Raw genomic sequence first — 24,193 nt, 5'->3', positions numbered from 1 at the left:
TATTGTGGCGCTACTCATCATTACCACTATTCTGTGGGCCTTTTCCTTTAGCCTGTTTGGCGAGTACCTTGCTGGTCATGTCGATAGCTATTTTGCCGTGCTGGTGCGGGTCGGACTGGCTGCGCTGGTGTTCCTGCCATTTCTGCGTACCCGCGGCCACAGCGTAAAGACTATTGGTCTGTACATGCTGGTGGGTGCCATGCAGCTTGGCATCATGTATATGCTGAGTTTCCGTGCTTATTTGTACCTGACGGTTTCCGAGCTGCTGTTATTTACCGTCCTGACACCGCTCTATATCACACTGATTTATGACCTGATGAGCCGACGCCGTTTACGCTGGAGCTACGCGTTTAGCGCACTGCTGGCGGTGATTGGGGCGGGGATCATTCGTTACGATCAGGTGACCAGTCATTTCTGGACCGGTCTGCTGCTGGTACAGCTTTCCAACATCAGCTTTGCCATCGGCATGGTGGGCTATAAGCGTCTGATGGAAACCCGTCCCATGCCGCAACACAACGCCTTTGCCTGGTTTTATATGGGGGCATTACTGGTGGCGGTCGTTGCCTGGCTTATAGTAGGGAATGCGCAAAAAATGCCTGAAACTTCGCTGCAGTGGGGGATTCTGGTGTTCCTTGGCGTGGCAGCATCGGGCATCGGTTACTTTATGTGGAACTACGGCGCGACGCAGGTAGATGCAGGCACACTGGGTATCATGAACAATATGCATGTGCCTGCGGGGCTGTTGGTTAATCTGGCCATCTGGCACCAGCAGCCTCACTGGCCAAGCTTCATCATTGGTGCGGCTGTTATAGTGGCCTCACTGTGGGTGCATCGAAAGTGGGTCGCTCCGCACTCCGCACAAACGGCAGGTGATCGCAGGCGTGATTCCGCGCTGAGCGAATAAATGCTTCCGTGACCGGCTGACGCTGCTCGCCATCGCGCACAGCGGCGTACAGTCGGCTCCACAATCCATCACCCAGGGTTTTGGTCACTACCAGGCCCTGGCGTTCAAAACTCTCCACTACCCAGTGCGGCAGCGCTGCAATACCCATTCTGGCGGCGACCATCTGGATCAGCAGCAGGGTGTTATCCACGCTCTTCAGCGACGGGCTAACGCCAGCAGGCTGCAGGAAATGCCGCCAGACATCCAGTCGGCTGCGCTGTACAGGATAAATCAACAGGGTTTCGCTGGCTAAATCTTCCGGCGTTACCTGCGTTTTGCTGGCCAGTGGGTGATCGGGCGCCAGTATCAGACGGACTTCAAAATCAAACATCGGTGAATAGTGCAGGCCGCTGCGCGGCAGAATGTCGGATGTCATCACCAGGTCCAGCTCATCCTGCTGCAGGGCTGGTTGCGGATCGAAAGTCACGCCGGATTTAAAATCCATCTCTACCTGTGGCCAGTTAGCACGGAAATTCTCCAGCGCGGGGGTCAGCCACTGAATACAGCTGTGACATTCAATGGCGATGCGCAGCCGGGTTTGCTGCGGTTCGTTGCATGCCTGAAGCGCGCGACCGATTTGTGGCAACACCTGATTGGCCAACTGCAACAAAATTTCACCCTGTGGCGTAAAACGTAGCGGCTGGCTTTTACGCACAAATAGCCGAAAGCCGAGGCGTTGTTCCAGATCGCTGAACTGGTGAGACAGGGCGGATTGGGTCTGATGCAACGTCGCTGCTGCGCCTGCCAGCGACCCACTGTTCCGCAACGCCTGTAGCGTTTTCAGATGCTTAATCTCGATCATGAAAGTCCTTCACTTCGGCATGAATAAATTGCGCTTGAGGAATATACAGTAACCGCCAATTATGGATGTGTAAACATCTGGACGGCTAAAATCCTTCGTCTTTTAAATTTATGGTGCGTTGGCTTCGTTTCCCCACCCCAGTCACTTACTTCAGTAAGCTCCTGGGGATGAGCAAACTTGCCGCCTTCCCTAAATTCAAAATCCATAGGATTTACATATAATTAGAGGAAGAAAAATGACAATATTGAATCACACCCTCGGTTTCCCTCGCGTTGGCCTGCGTCGCGAGTTGAAAAAAGCGCAAGAAAGCTACTGGGCGGGTAACGCCTCTCGTGAAGAATTGCTGGCAACGGGTCGCGAATTGCGCGCTCGTCACTGGGATCAACAAAAGCAAGCTGGCGTTGACCTGCTGCCAGTGGGCGATTTCGCCTGGTACGATCATGTGCTGACCACCAGTTTGCTGCTGGGTAACGTTCCGGCCCGTCATCAGAACAATGATGGCTCTGTCGATATCGACACCTTATTCCGCATTGGCCGTGGTCGCGCACCGACCGGTGAACCGGCGGCAGCGGCAGAAATGACCAAATGGTTTAATACCAACTATCACTACATGGTGCCTGAATTTACCAAAGGTCAGCAGTTCAAACTGACCTGGACTCAACTGCTGGATGAAGTGGACGAAGCGCTGGCGCTGGGCCACAAAGTGAAGCCCGTCCTGCTGGGTCCGGTCACCTACCTGTGGCTGGGGAAAGTGAAGGGTGAGCAGTTTGATCGCCTGAGTCTGCTGAACGACATCCTGCCGGTTTACCAGCAGGTGCTGGCTGAGCTGGCTAAACGCGGTGTTGAGTGGGTACAGATTGATGAACCTGCGCTGGTGCTGGAGTTGCCCCAGGAATGGCTGAACGCCTTTAAACCGGCGTACGATGCGCTGACCGGGCAGGTGAAGCTGCTACTGACTACCTATTTCGAAGGCGTGACGCCGAATCTGGATACCATCACCGCGCTGCCGGTACAGGGTCTGCACGTGGATCTGGTTCATGGTAAAGATGACGTAGCCGAGTTGCACTCGCGTTTGCCCGCTAACTGGCTGCTCTCCGCAGGCCTGATTAACGGCCGTAACGTCTGGCGCGCCGATCTGACCGAGAAATATGCACAGATTAAAGACATTGTCGGGAAACGTGAGCTGTGGGTCGCCTCCTCCTGCTCCCTGCTGCACAGTCCTATCGATCTGAGTGTCGAAACCCGCCTGGATGCCGAAGTGAAAAGCTGGTTTGCCTTCGCCCTGCAAAAGTGCGGTGAACTGGCGCTGCTGCGTGATGCGCTGAACAGCGGTGATACTACTGCACTGGTCGCGTGGAGTGCGCCAATTCAGGCGCGTCGTCAGTCAACCCGCGTCCACAATGCGGCAGTGGAAAAACGTCTGGCGGCTATCACCGCGCAGGACAGCCAGCGTACTCACGCTTACCCGGTACGTGCCGAAGCCCAGCGTGCGCGCTTTAACCTGCCAGCGTGGCCGACCACCACTATCGGTTCCTTCCCGCAAACTACGGAAATCCGCGGCCTGCGTCTGGATTTTAAAAAGGGTAACCTGGATGCGGGCAACTATCGCACCGGTATCGCCGAGCACATCAAACAGGCGATCGCTGAGCAGGAACGTTTAGGCCTGGACGTGCTGGTACACGGCGAAGCCGAGCGTAACGACATGGTTGAATACTTTGGCGAGCATCTGGACGGTTTTGTCTTTACTCAGAATGGTTGGGTACAGAGCTACGGCTCCCGCTGCGTGAAGCCGCCGGTAGTGATTGGTGACGTGAGTCGTCCGGAAGCGATTACCGTTGAGTGGGCAAAATACGCCCAGTCGCTGACTGACAAACCGGTCAAAGGCATGCTGACAGGCCCGGTGACCATTCTTTGCTGGTCATTCCCGCGCGAAGATGTGACCCGCGAAACCATCGCTAAGCAGATTGCGCTGGCACTGCGTGACGAAGTCGCCGATCTGGAAGCCGCCGGTATTGGCATCATCCAGATTGATGAACCGGCGCTGCGTGAAGGTCTGCCGCTGCGTCGTAGCGACTGGGCGGCGTATCTGGAATGGGGTGTCGAGGCCTTCCGTATCAACGCCGCGGTGGCGAAGGACGAAACGCAGATCCATACCCACATGTGTTACTGCGAGTTCAACGACATCATGGATTCCATCGCTGCGCTTGATGCCGACGTGATCACCATTGAAACCTCGCGTTCCGACATGGAGCTACTGGAGTCGTTCGAAGAGTTCGACTACCCGAACGAAATCGGGCCGGGCGTATACGACATTCACTCGCCAAATGTGCCAAGCGTGGAATGGATTGAAGCCCTGCTGAAGAAAGCGGAACAGCGTATCCCGGCTGAGCGTCTGTGGGTGAACCCGGACTGTGGGCTGAAGACGCGTGGCTGGCCGGAAACCCGCGCAGCGCTGGCGAACATGGTGAAAGCGGCGCAGAACCTGCGTCAGGCTTAATTAGGTGCCCGATCGCCGGGGGCGTTAACGCTTACCCGGCCAACAGGAACGTGCAAGTCGTTGTAAGCCCGGTAAGGCGTAGCCGCCACCGGGCGATTAACATTTATTTCTTCCCACCATATTGCGCAAACCACGCCAGCATTCTTTGCCAGCCGTCATTGGCGGACTCTTCGTGATAGCTCGGGCGATAATCCGCGTTAAAAGCATGCCCGGCATCGGGATACACCACGATTTCTGCTTTGGCATTCGCCGCGCGCAATGCCTGACGCATGGTTTCCACGCTTTCCTGCGAAATACTGGTGTCCTGCGCGCCATAAAGCCCCAACACGGGGGCGTTAAGATCGGTAGCGATATCGACAGGATGCCTGGGCGAGTTCAGCGTTTTGTCGCCGACCAGTTTGCCATACCATGCCACTGCCGCTTTTAACTGCGGGTTGTGTGCGGCATACAGCCAGGTGATGCGTCCACCCCAGCAAAAACCAGTGATCATCAGTCGGTGTGCGTCACCACCGTTGCGTGAGGCCCAACTGGCGACGTGGTCCAGATCGGCCAGAACCTGAGAGTCCGGGACTTTGGCCACCAGGCCGCTTAACAGCGTTGAAATATCGGCAAAATCATTCGGATCGCCCTCGCGAAAGTAAAGCTCTGGAGCGACAGCCAGATACCCTTCCAGCGCCAGGCGGCGACAAATATCACGGATGTGTTCATGAACGCCAAAAATTTCCTGCACGACGATAACAACCGGTAGCGGACCTTCGCTGTGCTTCGGGCGTGCATGATACGCAGGCATATCATCGCCTTGAGACGGAATCGACGTTATTCCCGCGATGATTTCGTTATCCGGGGTGTGAACCGCCGTTGCTGCGGGTGGGGATACTGCAGGTGCAAAGCCAGATTGTCGTGTTGTTGCCATGGTATTCTCCGTACCCTTAAGTATTTAGCCAAATAGCGCATCATTAACTATAGACGCGTGCAACGAACCACATTGCCTTAAACGGTCTATCTTTTGTGCAAGGCTTGCCTGTATCGAACAGTTAATGTGATGTTCATCACTATTTGACGGTAATGAAATGCAATTGATTTACATCAAAGTGATGACTGTCACGAAAATATGTTTATGCCTTCGGTAAAGTGTGTTTTTGCTTCTTCTGACAAAACCGATTCACAGAGGAGTTTTTATGTCTAAGTCTGATGTTTTTCATCTCGGCCTCACCAAGAACGATTTACAAGGGGCTACGCTTGCTATCGTCCCTGGCGACCCTGAGCGTGTGGAAAAGATCGCCGCGCTGATGGACAAGCCGGTTAAGCTGGCATCTCATCGCGAGTTCACTACCTGGCGTGCTGAGCTGGATGGTAAAGCTGTGATTGTCTGCTCTACCGGTATCGGCGGTCCGTCGACCTCTATCGCCGTAGAAGAACTGGCGCAACTGGGCATTCGTACCTTCCTGCGTATCGGTACGACCGGCGCTATTCAGCCGCATATCAACGTGGGCGACGTGCTGGTTACCACCGCGTCTGTCCGTCTGGACGGGGCGAGCCTGCACTTTGCACCGATGGAATTTCCGGCTGTTGCCGATTTCGAATGCACCACCGCGCTGGTGGAAGCCGCGAAATCTATTGGCGCGACTACCCACGTCGGCGTGACCGCCTCTTCAGATACCTTCTACCCAGGCCAGGAGCGTTATGACACCTTCTCTGGTCGCGTGGTGAGCCGTTTCAAAGGCTCGATGGAAGAGTGGCAGTCCATGGGCGTCATGAACTACGAAATGGAATCCGCTACGCTGCTGACCATGTGTGCAAGCCAGGGTCTGCGTGCCGGTATGGTTGCGGGTGTTATCGTTAACCGTACTCAGCAAGAAATCCCGAATGCTGAAACCATGAAGCAAACGGAAAGCCACGCGGTGAAAATCGTGGTAGAGGCTGCACGTCGCCTGCTGTAATTTTCTCTCCTTTCTGAAAAGGCCGACATGTTCGGCCTTTTTATTTTGCGCAGTACCTCGCAGGAAATTCCTTTTAAACTGGACGTTTATACAGCACAATTCTATTTTGTGCGGGTAAGTCGTTGCTGTAAGGGGGGCGTAGTGGATATTTCGATAATGATAAGTGCCGTCGTGGCGTTAGCTGCAGGGCTGCTTGTGGGCTGGCTGGCGACCAAAGCGCGTGCCGACCAAATCCGCGCGGATCTTATCGAAGAACGGCGTGAACTGGATATTGCGCTAAGCGCCGCACGTCAACAGCTGGCGCAGGAAGCCCACTGGCGCGACGAGTGCGAGCTACTCAACAACGAACTTCGCAGCCTGCAGAGTATTAACACCTCTCTGGAAGCCGATCTCCGGGAAGTCACCACGCGACTCGACGCGACGCAACAGCATGCGGAAGATAAAATCCGCCAGATGATCAACAGCGAACAGCGTCTGAGCGAACAGTTCGAAAACCTGGCAAACCGTATTTTTGAACACAGCAATCGTCGCGTTGATGAGCAAAATCGCCAAAGCCTGAATAGCTTGCTTACACCATTACGTGAACAGCTGGACGGTTTTCGCCGCCAGGTGCAGGATAGCTTTGGCAAAGAGGCGCAAGAGCGTCATACCCTGGCGCACGAAATTCGTAACCTCCAGCAACTGAACGCGCAGATGGCGCAAGAAGCGGTTAACCTGACACGGGCGCTGAAAGGCGATAACAAAACCCAGGGCAACTGGGGAGAAGTCGTACTCACGCGGGTACTGGAGGCGTCCGGTCTGCGCGAAGGTTATGAATATGAAACTCAGGTCAGCATAGAAAATGACGCACGATCGCGGATGCAGCCGGATGTTATTGTCCGATTGCCGCAGGGCAAAGACGTGGTGATCGATGCGAAAATGACGCTGGTGGCCTATGAACGCTACTTTAATGCAGAGGATGACTACACCCGCGAAAGTGCGTTACAGGAACATATCGCCTCCGTGCGTAACCATATTCGTCTGCTGGGCCGCAAAGACTATCAGCAGTTGCCGGGATTACGTACGCTTGATTATGTGCTGATGTTTATCCCGGTTGAGCCCGCTTTTCTGCTGGCGCTGGACAGGCAGCCCGAACTGATTACAGAAGCACTCAGAAATAATATTATGCTGGTAAGCCCGACCACGTTGTTGGTGGCATTGCGCACCATTGCTAATCTGTGGCGGTATGAGCATCAAAGTCGTAATGCGCAGCAGATCGCGGACCGGGCCAGCAAGCTTTATGACAAAATGCGGCTGTTTGTCGATGATATGTCGGCAATTGGTCAGAGCCTGGACAAGGCACAAGATAACTATCGGCAGGCGATGAAAAAATTGTCTTCAGGGCGTGGAAACGTTCTGGCTCAGGCAGAAGCGTTTCGTGGATTGGGTGTAGAAATTAAGCGTGAGATTAATCCTGAACTGGCTGAACAAGCCACGAGCCAGGATGAAGAGTTTCGTTTACGTTCGGTCCCCGAGGCGCAACAAGACGAGACTTACCCCGATGGAGAGGCGGTAAATCAGCAATCAAACTAGCCCGTTTGGGTTAGTTGAACCCGGTAGAAGGGTAGGGCAAATTGGCCCAATCTGTTACACTTCTCGAACATTTTTTGGATGAGCAGGCACTGAGATGGTGGATAATTCACAAGAAACGACGCACTTTGGCTTTCAGACCGTCGCTAAAGAGCAGAAAGCTGACATGGTGGCCCACGTTTTTCATTCTGTGGCGTCTAAATATGACGTTATGAATGACTTAATGTCATTTGGCATTCATCGTTTGTGGAAGCGCTTCACCATTGATTGCAGTGGCGTGCGCCGTGGGCAGACTGTCCTGGATTTAGCCGGTGGTACGGGCGATCTGACGGCGAAATTTTCTCGCATGGTCGGTGAAACCGGGAAAGTGGTTCTGGCGGATATCAATGACTCAATGCTCAAAATGGGTCGCGAAAAACTGCGCAACATTGGCGTGATTGGCAACGTCGAGTATGTCCAGGCGAACGCGGAAGCATTGCCGTTCCCGGACAACACCTTTGACTGCATTACCATTTCGTTCGGCCTGCGTAACGTCACGGATAAAGACAAAGCACTGCGTTCTATGTATCGCGTGTTGAAGCCTGGTGGACGTTTACTGGTGTTGGAATTTTCCAAGCCGATTATCGAGCCGCTGAGCAAAGCGTATGACGCATACTCTTTCCATATTCTGCCGCGTATCGGTTCAATGGTGGCAAGCGATGCCGATAGTTACCGCTATCTGGCGGAGTCCATCCGTATGCATCCCGATCAGGACACGTTAAAAGCAATGATGCAAGATGCCGGGTTTGAAAGCGTTGATTACTACAACCTGACGGCAGGTGTTGTTGCGCTGCATCGTGGTTACAAGTTCTGACAGGAGATCGGGGATGCCTTTTAAACCCTTAGTGACCGCAGGCGTTGAAAATCTGTTCAACACCTTTCTGTATCGTTCACCGGCACTGAAATCAGCCAGAACGCGTTTGCAGGGCAAGGTGCTGCGTGTAGATCTCAAAGGATTTTCGACCCCGCTAGTCCTGGTGTTTAGCGAACGCCAGGTTGATGTACTGGGGGCATGGGAAGGCGAAGCTGATTGCACCGTGATCACGCATGCCAGCGTGTTACCAAAATTGCGCGATCGCCAGCAGCTCACGGCGCTTATCCGCAGCGGCGAGCTGGAAGTGCAGGGCGATATTCAAGTGGTGCAGAACGTTGTCGCGCTGGCAGACCTGGCGGAGTTCGATCCCGCAGAACTGCTTGCCCCTTATACTGGCGATATTGTTGCAGAAGGGATCAGCAAGACCCTGCGCGGTGGGGCTACGTTTTTATGCCGTACCGTTCAACGTCAGCAGCGTTATGTTGCCGAAGCGATCACCGAAGAGTGGCGCATGGCCCCGGGCCCGCTGGAAGTTGCATGGTTTGCCGAAGAAACCGCTGCCGTTGAGCGTGCGGTCGACTCCCTGGCCAAACGGCTGGAAAAACTGGAGGCCAAATGACGCCAGGTGAAGTACGGCGCCTTTATTTCATCATTCGCACTTTCTTAAGCTACGGTCTTGATGAACTCATCCCCAAAATGCGTATTACGCTGCCGCTTAGGTTGTGGCGCTACACGTTGTTCTGGATGCCAAACCGGCATAAAGATAAACCGCTGGGTGAAAGGCTGAGACTGGCTTTGCAGGAGCTGGGACCGGTGTGGATCAAGTTTGGTCAAATGCTTTCCACCCGCCGCGACCTTTTTCCTCCGCAAATCGCCGATCAGCTTGCACTGCTGCAGGACCGGGTGGCCCCATTCGATGGGCAACGCGCAAAACAACAAATCGAAGAAGCAATGGGCGGACTCCCTGTTGAAGAATGGTTTGATGATTTTGACATCACCCCGCTGGCATCTGCGTCTATTGCACAGGTACACACTGCGCGACTGAAATCGAACGGCAAAGAGGTCGTGATCAAGGTCATTCGCCCGGATATTCTGCCGGTCATCAGAGCCGATTTAAAACTGATCTATCGCCTTGCTCGCTGGGTGCCTCGCTTGCTGCCGGATGGTCGCCGCCTGCGGCCAACGGAAGTGGTGCGTGAATATGAAAAAACGCTGATCGATGAGCTGAATCTGCTGCGCGAGTCGGCGAACGCGATTCAGCTGCGGCGTAATTTTGAAGACAGCCCGATGCTGTACATCCCGGAAGTGTATTCTGACTATTGCAGTCAGAACATGATGGTGATGGAGCGTATTTACGGTATCCCTGTTTCAGATGTTGCCGCGCTTGAGAAGAACGGCACCAATATGCAACTGTTGGCTGAGCGTGGCGTTCAGGTCTTCTTTACTCAGGTATTCCGCGACAGCTTTTTCCATGCGGATATGCACCCTGGGAATATTTTTGTTAGCTATGAACACCCTGAGAACCCGAAATATATTGGCATTGACTGCGGGATTGTCGGTTCGTTGAATAAAGAAGATAAGCGCTACCTGGCGGAAAACTTTATCGCGTTCTTTAACCGCGACTACCGCAAGGTTGCCGAGTTGCACGTAGATTCTGGCTGGGTTCCGCCGGACACCAACGTCGAAGAATTTGAATTTGCTATTCGTACCGTGTGTGAACCGATATTTGAAAAACCGCTGTCGGAAATTTCATTTGGTCACGTGCTGTTGAACCTGTTTAACACCGCACGTCGGTTTAATATGGAAGTCCAGCCGCAACTGGTGCTGTTACAGAAGACATTGTTGTATGTTGAGGGCGTTGGTCGACAGCTGTATCCGCAGTTAGATTTATGGAAAACAGCCAAGCCATTTCTGGAGTCGTGGATTAAAGATCAGGTCGGTATTCCTGCGCTTGTCAGGGCTTTTAAAGAAAAAGCACCGTTCTGGGTCGAAAAAATGCCAGAAATACCTGAACTTGTGTATGACAGTTTGCGCCAGGGCAAATATTTACAACACAGTGTTGATAAGATTGCGCGCGAGCTTCAGGCGAATCATGTTCGTCAGGGACAATCCCGTTATTTATTGGGTATTGGCGCAACGCTGCTGCTAAGTGGGACATTCTTGCTGGTAAGCCGTCCTGAGTGGGGTTTGATGCCTGGCTGGCTAATGGCGGGTGGCGTCATTGCCTGGCTGATAGGCTGGCGCAAAATGCGCTGAATTTTTCATCGCCCAAGGCAGGTCGTGTAACGTATACTACGGTCTTATTAATTCATCATCTATAACAGAGGAACATGTATGGGTGGTATCAGTATCTGGCAGTTGTTGATCATTGCCGTCATCGTTGTACTGCTATTCGGCACCAAGAAACTCGGCTCCATCGGTTCCGATCTTGGCGCGTCAATCAAAGGCTTCAAAAAGGCGATGGGTGATGATGAACCTAAGCAAGATAAAACCAGCCAGGACGCTGATTTTACTGCTAAATCCATCACCGATAAGCAGGGTGAAGTGAAAAAAGAAGACGCCAAAAGCCACGATAAAGAGCAGGTATAATCCGTGTTTGATATCGGTTTTAGCGAACTGCTATTGGTGTTCGTGATTGGCCTCATTGTTCTGGGGCCACAACGACTGCCGGTGGCGGTAAAAACGGTCGCGGGTTGGGTTCGTGCATTGCGCTCTCTTGCAACGACGGTTCAGAATGAACTGACCCAGGAGCTTAAGCTTCAGGAGTTTCAGGACAGCCTGAAGAAAGTTGAGAAAGCGAGCCTGACAAATCTGACGCCGGAGCTGAAAGCTTCGATGGATGAATTGCGTGAAGCTGCGGAGTCGATGAAGCGTTCTTACAGCGCTAACGACCCTGAGAAAGCCAGCGATGAAGCCCACACTATCCATAATCCGGTAGTGAAAGGGAGCGAAGCGCAGCATGAGGGGGTTACCCCGGCTACGGCTGAAGCGCAGGCCAGCTCGCCAGAGCAAAAACCGCAATCCACGGGTGCTAGTACGCCGGAACCGACGGAAGCCGCTTCCGTAACGTTGATGGACGCAGAAAAGAAATCCGCCGCGCCTGTTGTCGAATCCTCCCCCTCGTCGAGTGATAAACCGTAAACATGGCTGTAGAAGATACTCAACCGCTCATCACGCATTTGATTGAGCTGCGTAAGCGACTCCTGAACTGCATTATTGCGGTTCTGGTGATCTTTCTGGCGTTGGTTTATTTTGCCAACGACATTTACCATATGGTTGCGGCACCGCTGATCAAGCAAATGCCGCAGGGTGCGACGATGATCGCCACAGATGTGGCCTCGCCGTTCTTTACCCCGATCAAGCTCACCTTTATGGTGTCGCTGATCCTGTCAGCGCCAGTGATCCTGTACCAGGTATGGGCATTTATTGCTCCCGCGTTATATAAGCATGAACGCCGTCTTGTTGTGCCGCTGCTGGTTTCAAGTTCGCTGCTGTTCTATATCGGCATGGCATTCGCCTACTTTGTCGTCTTCCCGCTGGCGTTTGGTTTCCTTGCCAATACGGCTCCGCAGGGCGTACAGGTGTCGACGGATATTGCCAGCTACCTCAGCTTCGTAATGGCACTTTTCATGGCCTTTGGGGTCTCTTTCGAGGTTCCCGTTGCCATTGTGCTGCTGTGCTGGATGGGTATTACGACGCCTGACGAATTACGTAAAAAACGTCCTTATGTTGTCGTCGGCGCCTTTGTCGTGGGGATGTTACTGACGCCGCCGGATGTCTTCTCGCAAACGCTGTTGGCCATACCGATGTACTGCCTGTTTGAAGTCGGCGTTTTCTTCTCCCGTTTCTATGTCGGTAAGCGACGTACGCGAGACGAAGATAACGAGGCGGAGAACGAAAAAGCTGAAGCTGCCGATGTAAGGGCGGTTGTCATATGGGAGGAAGCATGTTTGATATTGGCGTTAATCTAACCAGTACGCAATTTGCAAAAGACAGGGATGAGGTTGTCGCGCGTGCCTTTGCTGCCGGCGTAAATGGCATGCTTTTGACCGGAACTAACCTGCACGAAAGCCAGCAGGCGTTAAAACTGGCACAGAATTATCCACATTGCTGGTCCACCGCGGGTGTTCACCCGCATGACAGTAGTCAATGGCAACCCTCAACGGAAGAGGCGATTGTGGCGCTGGCAAACCAGTCTGAAGTGGTCGCCATTGGTGAATGTGGGCTGGATTTCAATCGCAATTTCTCCACGCCGCAGGAGCAGGAGCGGGCGTTTGAGGCACAACTGCGTATCGCCGCTGAGTTGCAGATGCCGGTTTTCATGCATTGCCGCGACGCACATGACCGTTTCCTGACGCTGCTCGAACCCTGGCTGGACAGCCTTCCAGGCGCTGTATTGCACTGCTTTACCGGCTCACGCCAGGAGATGCAGGACTGCGTAGACAGGGGGCTGTATATTGGCATCACCGGATGGGTCTGCGATGAGCGTCGGGGCATGGAACTTCGGGAACTGCTGCCGTTTATCCCGGTGGAAAGGCTCCTGATCGAAACCGATGCCCCTTATTTACTCCCCCGCGATTTAACTCCGAAACCGGCTTCACGTCGTAATGAACCTGCGCACCTGCCGCACATTCTTGAGCGTATTGCGCACTGGCGTGGAGACGATCCTCAGCGCCTGGCAGCCGCTATCGACGCCAATGTCAGGACACTCTTCGAGGTCACCTTCTGAAGCTGATTTAGATTTTGCGAAAACCGGTGTTTTTCACGCTCTGCTTAACCTCTTTATTCAGCAGGTTGAGCAGCAGCATGGAGCGTGCCTCGCCATCTGGTTCGGTGAAAATTGCCTTCAGCCCTTCAAATGCACCTTCGGTGATAATCACGCTATCTCCTGGATACGGGGTTTCAGGGTCAATAATCCCTTCTGGTTTGTAGATGGAAAGCTGGTGAATAACGGAAGACGGAACTGTTGCGGGTGTTGCACCAAAGCGGACGAAATGGCTGACGCCACGCGTGGCATTGATGGTGGTGGTGTGGATCACTTCCGGGTCGAATTCGACAAACATGTAGTTAGGGAAAAGTGGCTCACTGACTGTAGTACGTTTTCCACGCACTATTTTTTCCAGGGTGATCATGGGCGTCAGGCAGCTCACTGCCTGTCTTTCCAGGTGTTCCTGGGCACGCTGAAGTTGCCCGCGTTTGCAGTACAGTAAATACCAGGCTTGCATAATAACTCTTATCCGCTTGTTCTGAGCGTAAGCATAACAAAAGCCATGCACTAAGTTAATTATACCCGCCTCAACGCAACCCGAAACGCATTGGGTATATAATCCCTGCGCTTGCATGTACCGCCAGAGTTCACGCTAATTTAACAAAAATACAGCATCGCAATGATGAACGCCGTATAATGAGGCGCTTACGAAGAGGCCACAATGGACGCCATGAAATATAACGATTTACGCGACTTCCTGACGCTGCTTGAACAGCAGGGTGAGCTCAAACGCATTACGCTTCCAGTGGATCCTCATCTGGAAATCACTGAAATTGCCGATCGCACGCTGCGTGCGGGCGGGCCCGCGTTGTTGTTTGAGAACCCTAAAGGCTATTCGATGCCGGTGCTGTGCAACCTGTTTGGCACGCCAAAGCGTGTTGCAATGGGGATGGGACAAGAAGATGTCTCTGCGCTGCGGGAAGTGGGTAAGCTGTTGGCGTTTTTGAAAGAGCCGGAGCCGCCAAAAGGGTTCCGCGATCTGTTTGATAAGCTGCCGCAGTTCAAGCAGGTTTTGAATATGCCGACCAAACGGCTGCGCGGTGCACCTTGTCAGCAAAAAATCGCGTCAGGCGATGACGTCGATCTCAACCGTATTCCCATCATGACCTGCTGGCCGGAAGATGCCGCCCCGCTGATCACCTGGGGGCTCACCGTGACGCGTGGCCCGCATAAAGAACGGCAGAATCTGGGCATCTACCGTCAGCAGCTGATCGGCAAAAACAAGCTTATTATGCGCTGGCTTTCCCATCGTGGTGGCGCGCTTGATTATCAGGAGTGGTGTGCAGCCCATCCTGGTGAGCGTTTTCCAGTTGCGGTAGCGCTGGGGGCCGATCCGGCAACGATTTTGGGCGCGGTAACGCCGGTACCTGACACGTTATCGGAATACGCGTTTGCCGGACTGTTGCGCGGTACCAAGACCGAAGTGGTCAAATGTATTTCCAACGATCTCGAAGTCCCAGCCAGCGCAGAGATCGTGCTGGAAGGCTACATCGAGCCGGGGGAGTTAGCGCCGGAAGGTCCGTACGGCGACCATACGGGTTACTACAATGAAGTGGATAGCTTTCCGGTCTTCACCGTCACGCACGTTACCCAGCGTGAAGATGCTATTTATCACTCCACCTACACCGGGCGTCCACCCGATGAACCTGCCGTGCTGGGCGTGGCGCTGAACGAAGTGTTTGTGCCGATTCTGCAAAAGCAGTTCCCGGAAATCGTCGATTTTTATCTGCCGCCGGAAGGTTGTTCGTATCGACTGGCGGTTATCACGATCAAAAAACAGTACGCCGGTCATGCCAAACGCGTCATGATGGGCGTTTGGTCGTTTTTACGACAGTTTATGTACACCAAATTTGTTATTGTCTGCGATGACGATGTCAACGCACGTGACTGGAATGATGTGATTTGGGCGATTACCACCCGTATGGACCCGGCCCGGGATACGGTGTTGGTAGAGAATACACCGATAGATTACCTGGATTTTGCCTCGCCGGTCTCCGGCCTTGGTTCAAAAATGGGCCTGGATGCTACCAATAAATGGCCGGGTGAGACCCAACGTGAATGGGGACGTCCGATTAAAAAAGATCCCGAAGTGACTGCGCGCATTGACGCAATTTGGGATGAGCTGGCCATCTTTAATGACGGCAAAAGCGCCTGAGGCGCGATCGTTTTGCCTATTGATCCGACAGAGAGAGCGCATGACAACCTTAAGCTGTAAAGTGACCTCGGTAGAAGCTATCACTGACACCGTATATCGCGTCCGTTTAGTGCCAGACGCGGCGTTTTCCTTTCGTGCTGGTCAGTATTTAATGGTCGTGATGGATGAACGAGATAAGCGTCCGTTCTCCATGGCCTCAACGCCGGATGAGCACGGGTTCATTGAGCTGCACGTGGGTGCCTCTGAGCTTAACCTGTATGCGATGGCCGTCATGGATCGCATTCTCCAGGATCGAGAAATCAACGTGGATATCCCGCACGGCGAAGCCTGGCTGCGTGACGATGAAGACCGACCGCTGATCCTGATTGCTGGCGGCACCGGCTTCTCTTATGCGCGCTCGATTTTACTGACCGCGCTGGCGCGCAACCCAAACCGTGACGTGACGATTTACTGGGGCGGGCGTGAAGAGAAGCATCTCTACGATCTCGGTGAACTGGAAGCGTTGTCTGTTAATCACCCTAACCTGCGCGTTGAGCCCGTGGTCGAACAGCCTGAAGAAGGTTGGCGTGGTCGTACGGGTACCGTACTAACGGCAGTATTGCAGGATCACGGCACGCTGGCTGAGCATGACATCTACATTGCCGGGCGTTTTGAGATGGCAAAAATCGCGCGCGATCTGTTCTGTAATGAGCGTCAGGCACGTGAAGATCGCCTGTTTGGTGATGCGTTCGCTTTTATTTAAAAATAAAAAACCCGCCCCTGACAGGCGGGAAGAACGGCAACTAAACCTTCTCTCTTCGCCATTGGCACCAATGGCTTTGAGATAACATTTTGTAGGCTGGATAAGACGTTTTTTACGTCGCCATCCGGCATCGTTGCCGGGGGCGCTTCGCTTGCCCGGCCTACATGATGCGGCACTCTGTGATTACACTCTCTCAAATACCGTAGCGATACCCTGACCCAACCCAATACACATCGTCGCCAGACCAAACTGCACGTCTTTACGCTCCATCAGGTTCAGCAGGGTGGTGCTGATACGCGCACCGGAACATCCCAGCGGGTGGCCCAGGGCGATCGCACCGCCGTTGAGGTTGATCTTCTCGTCAATCTGCTCCATCAAGCCCAGATCTTTAATGCATGGCAGGATCTGCGCAGCAAAGGCTTCGTTCATTTCAAACAAACCGATGTCACTGACGGAAAGCCCAGCTTTTTTCAGCGCCAACTTTGAGGCTGGAACCGGGCCGTAACCCATGATTGACGGATCGCAACCGACCACCGCCATTGAGCGAATGCGCGCGCGCGGCGTCAGGCCCAGTTCGCGGGCACGGCCCTCGCTCATTACCAACATAGCAGCGGCACCGTCGGAAAGCGCGGAAGAGGTACCGGCAGTGACCGTACCGCTAACCGGATCAAACGCCGGACGCAGGGTAGACAACGCTTCGATGGTGGTTTCCGGACGGATCACTTCGTCGTAGTTAAACTGTTTCAACACGCCGTCGGCATCGTGACCGCCAGTCGGGATGATTTCATTTTTAAATGCGCCAGACTGGGTGGCAGCCCAGGCGCGAGCGTGTGAACGTGCGGCGAAGGCATCCTGCATTTCACGGCTGATACCGTGCATACGAGAGAGCATTTCCGCCGTCAGGCCCATCATCCCCGCGGCTTTTGCCACGTTGCGGCTCATTCCCGGATGAAAATCTACGCCGTGGCTCATTGGCACGTGACCCATATGCTCCACGCCGCCAATCAGGCAAGCCTGAGCATCGCCGGTCATAATCATGCGCGCCGCATCGTGCAGGGCCTGCATGGATGAACCGCACAAGCGGTTGACGGTGACAGCCGGGACGGAGTGTGGGACTTCCGCCAGCAGTGCGGCGTTACGGGCGATATTGAACCCTTGCTCCAGCGTCTGTTGTACGCAACCCCAGTAAATGTCATCGAGAGCCGCGGGCTCAAGCGCTGGATTCCGCGCCAGCAGGCTACGCATTAAATGTGCGGAGAGATCTTCTGCCCGCACGTGACGGAACGCGCCCCCTTTCGAACGGCCCATCGGGGTACGGATCGCATCAACAATTACAACCTGTTCCATTGTGACTCCTTAAGCCGTTTTCAGGTCGCCAACCGGGCGGGCAGGCTCAACCGAGGGATAGTACGGTTCGTTATGACGCGCTTTATTACGCAATCCTTCCGGCACCTCATACAGTGGGCCGAGGTGCTGGTATTGCTGCGCCATATCGAGGTATTTGGCGCTGCCGAGCGTATCCAGCCAGCGGAACGCACCGCCGTGGAACGGAGGGAAGCCGAGACCGTAAACCAGTGCCATATCGGCTTCCGCCGGGCTGGCAATGATGCCTTCTTCCAGGCAGCGCACCACTTCGTTGACCATCGGGATCATCATGCGGGCGATAATCTCGTCATCACTGAAATCGCGCTTCGGCTGGCTGACGTCTGCCAGCAGGCCATCGACCGCAGCATCCTCTTCTTTCTTCGGCTTGCCTTTGCTGTCTTCTTTATAACGCCAGAACCCGAGACCATTTTTCTGTCCAAAGCGGCTGGCATCGAACAGTGCATCGATCGCGTCGCGATAATCTTTCTGCATCCGCTGCGGGAAGCCTGCGGACATCACTGCCTGCGCGTGATGTGCAGTATCAATACCGACTACGTCCAGTAAATACGCCGGACCCATTGGCCAACCGAACTGTTTCTCCATCACCTTATCGACTTTGCGGAAGTCCGCGCCGTCGCGCAGTAACTGGCTGAAACCGGCGAAGTAGGGGAACAGCACGCGGTTTACAAAGAAGCCAGGGCAGTCGTTGACCACAATCGGCGTTTTGCCCATCAGGCTTGCCCAGGCGACGACTTTAGCGATGGTTTCATCCGAGCTTTTCTCACCGCGGATGATCTCAACCAGCGGCATCCGGTGCACCGGGTTAAAGAAGTGCATGCCACAGAAGTTTTCCGGGCGCTTCAGAACGCTGGCCAGTTCGCTAATCGGAATGGTAGACGTGTTTGACGCCAGCACGGTATCCGGGCGCACTTTATCTTCGGTCTCTGCAAGCACCGCTTTTTTCACTTTTGGATTTTCAACAACCGCTTCCACCACCACGTCCACGCGCTCAAAGCCGGTGTAGTCGAGGGTTGGTTGGATGGTGGAAATCACGCCCGCCATCTTCAGACCGTCGATCTTGCCGCGCTCAAGTTGCTTATTCAGCAGCTTGGCGGCTTCGGTCATGCCCAGCGTCAGCGATTTATCGTTGATATCTTTCATGATAACCGGCACGCCTTTCCAGGCAGACTGGTAGGCTATACCGCCACCCATAATGCCTGCGCCCAGAACTGCGGCTTGCTTCGGTGTCTCAATATCCTTCGTCAGTTTTTTCGCTTTCGCTTTGACGTACTGATCGTTGAGGAAAATACCGACCAGCGCACGCGCCTCGTTGGTGTGCGCCAGCGGGACAAAACTTTGGTTTTCCAGGTTCAGCGCTTCTTCACGACCAAAGCGGGCGGCAGCTTCAATCGTTTTCACGGCGGTGATCGGGGCTGGGTAATGTTTCCCTGCCGTCTGCGCAACCATGCCTTTGGCGATGGTAAAGCTCATGGCCGCTTCAATTTTGCTGAGTTTCAGCGGCTCCAGTTTTGGTTGGCGTTTGGCCCGCCAGTCGAGGTCGCCGTTGATTGCCTGACGCAGTACCGCCATTGCGCCCTCGAGCAGTTTTTCCTGCTTCACAATGCCATCAACCAGACCGATTTTCAGTGCCTGCTCGGCACCGACATCTTTACCTGCGGCAATGATTTCCAGCGCGCTGTCTGCACCCAGCATGCGTGGCATACGCACGGAACCGCCAAAGCCCGGCATGATGCCCAGCTTGGTTTCCGGTAGACCGATGCGCAGGTCCGGGGTTGCCAGACGGTAGTCGGTCGCCAGGACGCACTCGCAGCCGCCACCCAGCGCATAGCCGTTGACCGCAGATAGGGTTGGGACAGGCAGATCTTCCAGGCGATTAAAGACGCTGTTGGCAAAGTGCAGCCACTGGCTTAGCTGTTCTTCAGGAACAAGGAACAGTGAAAGGAATTCGGTGATATCGGCACCGACAATAAAGGCTGCTTTGTTAGAACGCAGCAGCAGCCCTTTTAAATCATGTTGTTTCTCCAGCACATCCAGCGCATGGCCAAGGCTGGCTACGGTTGCCGTGTCGAGTTTATTGACTGAGCCAGGGGCATCGAACACCAGTTCGGCGATGCCATCTTCCAGCCAGTCGAGGTACAGGGTGTCGCCTTTGTAAAGCATGTCAGTCTCCTGAATCCGCAAGGTGATCTGGTCATACCAGATGAATCGAAGTGTGTGTTTTATGTTAATAAAATGCAAATGAATGATTAAAGAAATGACGGGCCGATCACGCTCGGCAGAAATCACGCAGTCACAGGACGATGTGCTAAGATGCGGAGACTTGAGGTCAAAAAAACAGAAGGGTAAATAATGGAATCACTGGCCGCACTCTATAAAAATCATATTGTTACCTTACAGGAACGGACCCGCGATGCGCTGGCGCGTTTTAAGCTGGATGCGTTACTTATTCACTCCGGTGAGCTGGTTAACGTTTTTCTCGACGACCATCCGTATCCGTTCAAGGTCAATCCGCAGTTTAAAGCCTGGGTACCCGTCACGCAGGTTCCCAACTGCTGGTTGCTGGTGGATGGTGTTAATAAGCCTAAGTTGTGGTTCTACCTGCCGGTGGATTACTGGCACAACGTTGAGCCGCTGCCGACCTCTTTCTGGACCGAAGAAGTTGAAATCATTGCGTTGCCAAAAGCCGACGGTATTGGTAGCCAGTTGCCTGCTGCCCGCGGCAATATCGGGTACATCGGCCCGGTACCGGAACGTGCGCTGCAGCTGGACATTGCTGCCAGCAACATCAACCCGAAAGGGGTGATCGACTATCTTCACTATTACCGTGCGTATAAAACCGATTACGAGCTGGCCTGCATGCGCGAAGCGCAGAAAATGGCGGTAAGTGGACACCGTGCAGCCGAAGAAGCGTTCCGTTCAGGGATGAGCGAGTTCGACATCAACCTGGCGTACCTGACAGCCACGGGGCATCGCGATACCGACGTGCCTTACAGCAACATCGTTGCGCTTAACGAACATGCCTCTGTACTGCATTACACCAAGCTGGATCATCAACCGCCGTCAGAAATCCGCAGCTTCCTGCTGGACGCCGGGGCGGAATATAACGGCTATGCGGCAGACCTGACGCGGACCTGGTCGGCGAAAAGCGACAACGACTATGCACAGTTGGTGAAAGACGTTAATGAAGAAGAACTGGCGCTAATTGCAACCATGAAAGCGGGTGTCAACTATGTGGATTATCACATTCAGTTCCATCAGCGCATCGCGAAGCTGCTGCGTAAACATCAAATCATCACCGACATGAGTGAAGAGGCGATGGTGGAAAACGATCTTACCGGGCCGTTTATGCCGCACGGTATTGGTCACCCGCTGGGATTACAGGTGCATGATGTCGCTGGTTTTATGCAGGATGATAGCGGTACGCATCTTGCCGCACCGTCGAAGTATCCGTACCTGCGCTGCACTCGCGTGCTGCAACCGGGCATGGTCCTGACCATTGAGCCGGGCATTTACTTTATCGAATCCCTGTTAGCGCCGTGGCGTGAAGGGCAATTCAGCAAACACTTCAACTGGCAGAAGATTGATGCGCTGAAGCCGTTCGGTGGTATTCGTATTGAAGACAACGTGGTCGTCCATGAGAATCATATCGAAAACATGACCCGGGATTTGAAACTGGCGTAATGGACAGTTGGTTAATCCCTGCGGCGCCGGTTAGCGTCGTTGAAGAGATCAAAAAAAGCCGCTTCATTACGTTGCTCGCCCACACGGACGGCGTAGAGGCGGCAAAAGCGTTTGTCGAGTCAGTCAGGGCAGAGCATCCGGACGCCCGCCACCATTGCGTGGCGTGGGTAGCGGGTGCACCGGATGACTCGCAACAGCTGGGCTTTTCGGACGACGGCGAACCGGCGGGGACGGCAGGTAAACCGATGCTTGCGCAGCTAATGGGCAGTGGCGTCGGCGAGATTACCGCGGTGGTGGTGCGCTACTACGGCGGTATTCTTCTCGGTACAGGTGGACTGGTCAAAGCCTACGGTGGTGGGGTGAGCCAGGCATTGCGGCAATTAACAACGCAGCGCAAGACGCCGCTTACCGAATATACTTTGCAGTGTGAGTACGGCCAACTGGCAGGTATTGAAGCACTGTTGGGGCAGTTCGACGGTAAAATCATAGCCAGTGATTACCAGGCATTCGTTCAGCTACGGGTAGCGCTTCCTTACACGAAAGTGAATGAATTTTCAGCAAGGCTGGCGGATTTTAGTCGAGGTTCATTGCAATTGTTAGCGATTAAAGAATAATCCCCACCTCATTTTAAAGAACTAAGGAAGCGGCAGAGATGCATTTTCGCGCCATTACCCGAATCGTTGGACTACTGGTCATTTTATTCTCGGGGACAATGATCATCCCCGGACTGGTAGCGCTCATCTACCGTGATGGGGCGGGTCGTGCATTTACGCAAACTTTCTTTGTCGCGCTGGCGATTGGCTCCATGCTGTGGTGGCCGAACCGTAAAGAAAAGGGCGAGCTGAAATCCCGCGAAGGGTTTCTTATCGTGGTCTTGTTCTGGACCGTGCTGGGCAGCGTGGGTGCGCTACCGTTTATCTTTGCTGAAAGTCCAAACCTCACGATCACCGATGCGTTTTTCGAATCCTTCTCCGGCTTAACTACGACGGGCGCAACCACGCTGGTGGGGCTGGATTCATTACCACATGCGATTCTCTTTTATCGTCAAATGCTGCAATGGTTTGGCGGGATGGGGATCATCGTGCTGGCGGTGGCTATTCTGCCTATTCTTGGTGTCGGCGGTATGCAGCTTTACCGGGCAGAAATGCCAGGGCCGCTGAAAGACAATAAAATGCGTCCGCGTATTGCCGAAACGGCGAAAACCCTGTGGCTTATCTATGTATTGCTGACAGTGGCCTGTGCGCTGGCGCTGTGGTTTGCCGGCATGCCTGCGTTTGACGCTATCGGTCACAGCTTTGCGACCATTGCTATCGGCGGCTTTTCAACGCATGACGCCAGCGTGGGTTATTTCGATAGTCCGACTATCAACACAATTATTGCAATCTTCCTGCTGATCTCCGGGTGTAACTATGGCCTGCACTTCTCTTTATTAAGCGGGCGTAGTCTGAAGGTCTATTGGCGCGATCCGGAATTTCGGATGTTCATTGGGGTACAGCTGACGCTGGTGGCTATCTGTACGCTGGTATTGTGGATCCACAATACCTACGGTTCGGCGCTAACGACAATCAATCAGGCCTTTTTCCAGGTGGTGTCGATGGCGACCACCGCGGGGTTCACTACGGACAGTATTGCTCGCTGGCCGTTGTTCCTGCCCGTGCTGTTGCTGTGTTCTGCCTTTATTGGTGGCTGTGCCGGGTCAACGGGCGGTGGCTTGAAGGTGATTCGTATTCTGCTGCTGTTCAAGCAGGGTAACCGTGAGTTGAAGCGCCTGGTCCACCCGAACGCGGTTTACAGTATTAAGCTAGGTAACCGTGCACTGCCAGAACGTATCCTCGAAGCAGTATGGGGATTCTTCTCGGCCTATGCGCTGGTCTTTATTATCAGTATGCTGGCGATTATCGCGACCGGCGTGGATGACTTCTCTGCATTTGCTTCCGTTGTCGCGACGCTGAATAACCTGGGGCCAGGGCTGGGTGTGGTTGCCGACAACTTTGCCAGTATGAACCCGGTGGCGAAATGGATCCTGATTGCCAATATGCTGTTTGGTCGTCTGGAGGTCTTTACTCTGCTGGTACTCTTTACCCCTACCTTCTGGCGTGAATAATGGAGTAACACGTGAAAACACTGATTCTTTTTTCTTCCCGGGATGGACAAACGCGCGAAATCGCCGAGTATCTGGCTTCTGAGCTCAAAGAGTTGGGCATCTGGGCGGATGTTATGAATCTGCACCGCACCGAAGAGCCTGACTGGCAGCACTATGACAGCGTGGTGATCGGTGCCTCGATTCGCTACGGTCACTACCATTCTGCTTTTCAGACGTTTGTGAAGAAGCACGCTACGCGGCTGAACGCGATGCCGAGTGCGTTCTACTCCGTTAATCTGGTTGCCCGTAAGCCGGAAAAACGTACCCCGCAAACCAACAGCTATGCGCGCAAGTTTCTGATGAGCTCGCCGTGGCGACCCGATCGTAGCGCGGTGATCGCTGGCGCACTGCTTTATCCTCGCTATCGTTGGTATGACCGCGTCATGATCCAACTGATTATGAAGATGTCCGGTGGCGAAACGGATACGAATAAAGAAGTGGTCTATACCGATTGGGAACAGGTTGCGAGTTTTGCACGAGAAATAGCCCAATTAACCAACAAAGCGTCGTTAAAATAAACGTAAAGAATAAAAAATACGCACTCGGAAAATTATTTTAAATTTCCCCTTGTCAGCCTGAAATAACTCCCTATAATGCGCCTCCACTGACACGGAACAACGGATTACAAGCCGCCGGGTCAGCGGGGTTCCACTGAGAACCCTGCGGAGAAAAGCAGAAATTAAAAGCTTGACTCTGAATGAGGAAAACGTATTA

At 53.8% G+C, this 24,193-nt stretch carries 22 protein-coding genes; 17 read left to right on the top strand and 5 right to left on the bottom strand.

Annotation, left to right across the window (positions count from 1 at the left end; genetic code table 11):
• Positions 1-4 precede the first annotated feature (4 nt).
• Positions 5-904 carry a carboxylate/amino acid/amine transporter gene (locus tag FDW88_RS17565; RefSeq protein WP_115259838.1) on the top strand — a complete coding sequence of 300 codons (900 nt, stop codon included), beginning with the start codon at positions 5-7 and terminating at the stop codon, positions 902-904.
• Here FDW88_RS17565 and metR read toward each other — a convergent pair.
• Positions 807-1,745 (bottom strand): HTH-type transcriptional regulator MetR, encoded by a 939-nt coding sequence (gene metR / locus FDW88_RS17560; RefSeq protein WP_115259837.1) that lies wholly within the window; start codon positions 1,743-1,745, stop codon positions 807-809. The genes FDW88_RS17565 and metR overlap by 98 nt on opposite strands.
• 235 nt (positions 1,746-1,980) lie before the next feature.
• Here metR and metE point away from each other — a divergent pair, with 235 nt between their 5' ends.
• Positions 1,981-4,242, top strand: a complete 2,262-nt coding sequence (gene metE, locus FDW88_RS17555) for a 5-methyltetrahydropteroyltriglutamate--homocysteine S-methyltransferase (protein ID WP_135912794.1) — start codon at positions 1,981-1,983, stop codon at positions 4,240-4,242.
• Between the two features lie 103 nt (positions 4,243-4,345).
• Here the strand turns inward: metE and FDW88_RS17550 are convergent, their stop codons facing one another.
• On the bottom strand, positions 4,346-5,155 hold the full coding sequence (locus FDW88_RS17550; protein ID WP_115259835.1) for a dienelactone hydrolase family protein: 810 nt from the start codon (positions 5,153-5,155) through the stop codon (positions 4,346-4,348).
• A 265-nt stretch (positions 5,156-5,420) separates the two neighbouring features.
• Here FDW88_RS17550 and udp point away from each other — a divergent pair, with 265 nt between their 5' ends.
• From udp to tatD, 9 genes are all read left to right on the top strand, one after another.
• A complete protein-coding gene (gene udp, locus FDW88_RS17545; protein WP_003828923.1) occupies positions 5,421-6,182 on the top strand; it encodes a uridine phosphorylase in 762 nt (253 codons plus the stop codon).
• A gap of 141 nt (positions 6,183-6,323) precedes the next feature.
• Entirely contained in the window at positions 6,324-7,754 is a 1,431-nt protein-coding gene (rmuC, locus tag FDW88_RS17540) for a DNA recombination protein RmuC (RefSeq protein WP_115259834.1), read from the top strand.
• 94 nt (positions 7,755-7,848) lie between these two features.
• Entirely contained in the window at positions 7,849-8,604 is a 756-nt protein-coding gene (gene ubiE, locus FDW88_RS17535) for a bifunctional demethylmenaquinone methyltransferase/2-methoxy-6-polyprenyl-1,4-benzoquinol methylase UbiE (protein WP_096758910.1), read from the top strand.
• A 13-nt stretch (positions 8,605-8,617) separates the two neighbouring features.
• Positions 8,618-9,223: a ubiquinone biosynthesis protein UbiJ gene (gene ubiJ, locus FDW88_RS17530; RefSeq protein ID WP_137363061.1), complete on the top strand. Its 606-nt coding sequence runs from the start codon at positions 8,618-8,620 to the stop codon at positions 9,221-9,223.
• Positions 9,220-10,860 (top strand): ubiquinone biosynthesis regulatory protein kinase UbiB, encoded by a 1,641-nt coding sequence (ubiB, locus tag FDW88_RS17525; protein ID WP_115259832.1) that lies wholly within the window; start codon positions 9,220-9,222, stop codon positions 10,858-10,860. Before ubiJ ends, ubiB begins: the two co-directional genes overlap by 4 nt.
• Positions 10,861-10,938: 78 nt before the next feature.
• A complete protein-coding gene (gene tatA, locus FDW88_RS17520; RefSeq protein ID WP_096758907.1) occupies positions 10,939-11,193 on the top strand; it encodes a Sec-independent protein translocase subunit TatA in 255 nt (84 codons plus the stop codon).
• A gap of 3 nt (positions 11,194-11,196) precedes the next feature.
• Complete coding sequence (tatB, locus tag FDW88_RS17515; RefSeq protein ID WP_096758906.1) at positions 11,197-11,745, top strand: Sec-independent protein translocase protein TatB; 549 nt, start codon at positions 11,197-11,199, stop codon at positions 11,743-11,745.
• Between the two features lie 2 nt (positions 11,746-11,747).
• Positions 11,748-12,575 (top strand): Sec-independent protein translocase subunit TatC, encoded by an 828-nt coding sequence (tatC, locus tag FDW88_RS17510; protein ID WP_249354900.1) that lies wholly within the window; start codon positions 11,748-11,750, stop codon positions 12,573-12,575.
• The gene (tatD, locus tag FDW88_RS17505; protein WP_137363060.1) at positions 12,551-13,333 is read left to right on the top strand and encodes a 3'-5' ssDNA/RNA exonuclease TatD; all 783 of its coding nucleotides are present in this window, start codon (positions 12,551-12,553) and stop codon (positions 13,331-13,333) included. The genes tatC and tatD overlap by 25 nt, the downstream gene beginning before the upstream one ends.
• A 7-nt stretch (positions 13,334-13,340) precedes the next feature.
• Here the strand turns inward: tatD and rfaH are convergent, their stop codons facing one another.
• Entirely contained in the window at positions 13,341-13,829 is a 489-nt protein-coding gene (gene rfaH / locus FDW88_RS17500; RefSeq protein ID WP_115259830.1) for a transcription/translation regulatory transformer protein RfaH, read from the bottom strand.
• A 204-nt stretch (positions 13,830-14,033) separates the two neighbouring features.
• Between rfaH and ubiD the strand changes: the two genes are divergently transcribed.
• Positions 14,034-15,527: a 4-hydroxy-3-polyprenylbenzoate decarboxylase gene (gene ubiD, locus FDW88_RS17495; protein WP_137363059.1), complete on the top strand. Its 1,494-nt coding sequence runs from the start codon at positions 14,034-14,036 to the stop codon at positions 15,525-15,527.
• Between the two features lie 40 nt (positions 15,528-15,567).
• Complete coding sequence (gene fre, locus FDW88_RS17490) at positions 15,568-16,269, top strand: NAD(P)H-flavin reductase (protein WP_096758901.1); 702 nt, start codon at positions 15,568-15,570, stop codon at positions 16,267-16,269.
• Between the two features lie 183 nt (positions 16,270-16,452).
• Here fre and fadA read toward each other — a convergent pair whose 3' ends face one another.
• Together fadA and fadB are read right to left on the bottom strand one after the other, a co-directional pair.
• Positions 16,453-17,616: an acetyl-CoA C-acyltransferase FadA gene (gene fadA / locus FDW88_RS17485; RefSeq protein ID WP_137363058.1), complete on the bottom strand. Its 1,164-nt coding sequence runs from the start codon at positions 17,614-17,616 to the stop codon at positions 16,453-16,455.
• A gap of 9 nt (positions 17,617-17,625) precedes the next feature.
• Positions 17,626-19,815: a fatty acid oxidation complex subunit alpha FadB gene (gene fadB, locus FDW88_RS17480; RefSeq protein ID WP_117343801.1), complete on the bottom strand. Its 2,190-nt coding sequence runs from the start codon at positions 19,813-19,815 to the stop codon at positions 17,626-17,628.
• Positions 19,816-20,004: 189 nt separating this feature from the next.
• Between fadB and pepQ the strand changes: the two genes are divergently transcribed.
• The 4 genes from pepQ to hemG are packed head-to-tail and all read left to right on the top strand — an operon-like array spanning position 20,005 to position 23,997.
• Entirely contained in the window at positions 20,005-21,336 is a 1,332-nt protein-coding gene (gene pepQ, locus FDW88_RS17475) for a Xaa-Pro dipeptidase (RefSeq protein ID WP_115259828.1), read from the top strand.
• Entirely contained in the window at positions 21,336-21,950 is a 615-nt protein-coding gene (locus tag FDW88_RS17470) for an IMPACT family protein (RefSeq protein ID WP_096758897.1), read from the top strand. The genes pepQ and FDW88_RS17470 overlap by 1 nt, the downstream gene beginning before the upstream one ends.
• 38 nt (positions 21,951-21,988) lie before the next feature.
• Positions 21,989-23,440: a Trk system potassium transporter TrkH gene (gene trkH, locus FDW88_RS17465; RefSeq protein WP_115259827.1), complete on the top strand. Its 1,452-nt coding sequence runs from the start codon at positions 21,989-21,991 to the stop codon at positions 23,438-23,440.
• Between the two features lie 11 nt (positions 23,441-23,451).
• Positions 23,452-23,997, top strand: coding sequence for a menaquinone-dependent protoporphyrinogen IX dehydrogenase (gene hemG / locus FDW88_RS17460; RefSeq protein WP_096758895.1), 546 nt, complete (start codon positions 23,452-23,454; stop codon positions 23,995-23,997).
• The last annotated feature ends 196 nt before the right edge of the window (positions 23,998-24,193 follow it).

The organism is Citrobacter sp. wls829, assembly GCF_005280825.1.
Classification (GTDB): Bacteria; Pseudomonadota; Gammaproteobacteria; order Enterobacterales; family Enterobacteriaceae; genus Citrobacter; species Citrobacter gillenii.
The sequence above is the reverse complement of the archived record's forward strand: the minus strand, read 5'-3'. Positions and strand labels throughout refer to the sequence as shown.

Bases quoted from the DNA above. Each gene is read 5' to 3' on its own strand.
- metR (WP_115259837.1), bottom strand. From the start codon at position 1,745: ATGATCGAGATTAAGCATCTGAAAACGCTACAGGCGTTGCGGAACAGT.
- metE (WP_135912794.1), top strand. From the start codon at position 1,981: ATGACAATATTGAATCACACCCTCGGTTTCCCTCGCGTTGGCCTGCGT.
- FDW88_RS17550 (WP_115259835.1), bottom strand. From the start codon at position 5,155: ATGGCAACAACACGACAATCTGGCTTTGCACCTGCAGTATCCCCACCC.
- udp (WP_003828923.1), top strand. From the start codon at position 5,421: ATGTCTAAGTCTGATGTTTTTCATCTCGGCCTCACCAAGAACGATTTA.
- ubiE (WP_096758910.1), top strand. From the start codon at position 7,849: ATGGTGGATAATTCACAAGAAACGACGCACTTTGGCTTTCAGACCGTC.
- ubiJ (WP_137363061.1), top strand. From the start codon at position 8,618: ATGCCTTTTAAACCCTTAGTGACCGCAGGCGTTGAAAATCTGTTCAAC.
- ubiB (WP_115259832.1), top strand. From the start codon at position 9,220: ATGACGCCAGGTGAAGTACGGCGCCTTTATTTCATCATTCGCACTTTC.
- tatA (WP_096758907.1), top strand. From the start codon at position 10,939: ATGGGTGGTATCAGTATCTGGCAGTTGTTGATCATTGCCGTCATCGTT.
- tatC (WP_249354900.1), top strand. From the start codon at position 11,748: ATGGCTGTAGAAGATACTCAACCGCTCATCACGCATTTGATTGAGCTG.
- tatD (WP_137363060.1), top strand. From the start codon at position 12,551: ATGTTTGATATTGGCGTTAATCTAACCAGTACGCAATTTGCAAAAGAC.
- rfaH (WP_115259830.1), bottom strand. From the start codon at position 13,829: ATGCAAGCCTGGTATTTACTGTACTGCAAACGCGGGCAACTTCAGCGT.
- ubiD (WP_137363059.1), top strand. From the start codon at position 14,034: ATGGACGCCATGAAATATAACGATTTACGCGACTTCCTGACGCTGCTT.
- fre (WP_096758901.1), top strand. From the start codon at position 15,568: ATGACAACCTTAAGCTGTAAAGTGACCTCGGTAGAAGCTATCACTGAC.
- fadA (WP_137363058.1), bottom strand. From the start codon at position 17,616: ATGGAACAGGTTGTAATTGTTGATGCGATCCGTACCCCGATGGGCCGT.
- fadB (WP_117343801.1), bottom strand. From the start codon at position 19,815: ATGCTTTACAAAGGCGACACCCTGTACCTCGACTGGCTGGAAGATGGC.
- pepQ (WP_115259828.1), top strand. From the start codon at position 20,005: ATGGAATCACTGGCCGCACTCTATAAAAATCATATTGTTACCTTACAG.
- FDW88_RS17470 (WP_096758897.1), top strand. From the start codon at position 21,336: ATGGACAGTTGGTTAATCCCTGCGGCGCCGGTTAGCGTCGTTGAAGAG.
- trkH (WP_115259827.1), top strand. From the start codon at position 21,989: ATGCATTTTCGCGCCATTACCCGAATCGTTGGACTACTGGTCATTTTA.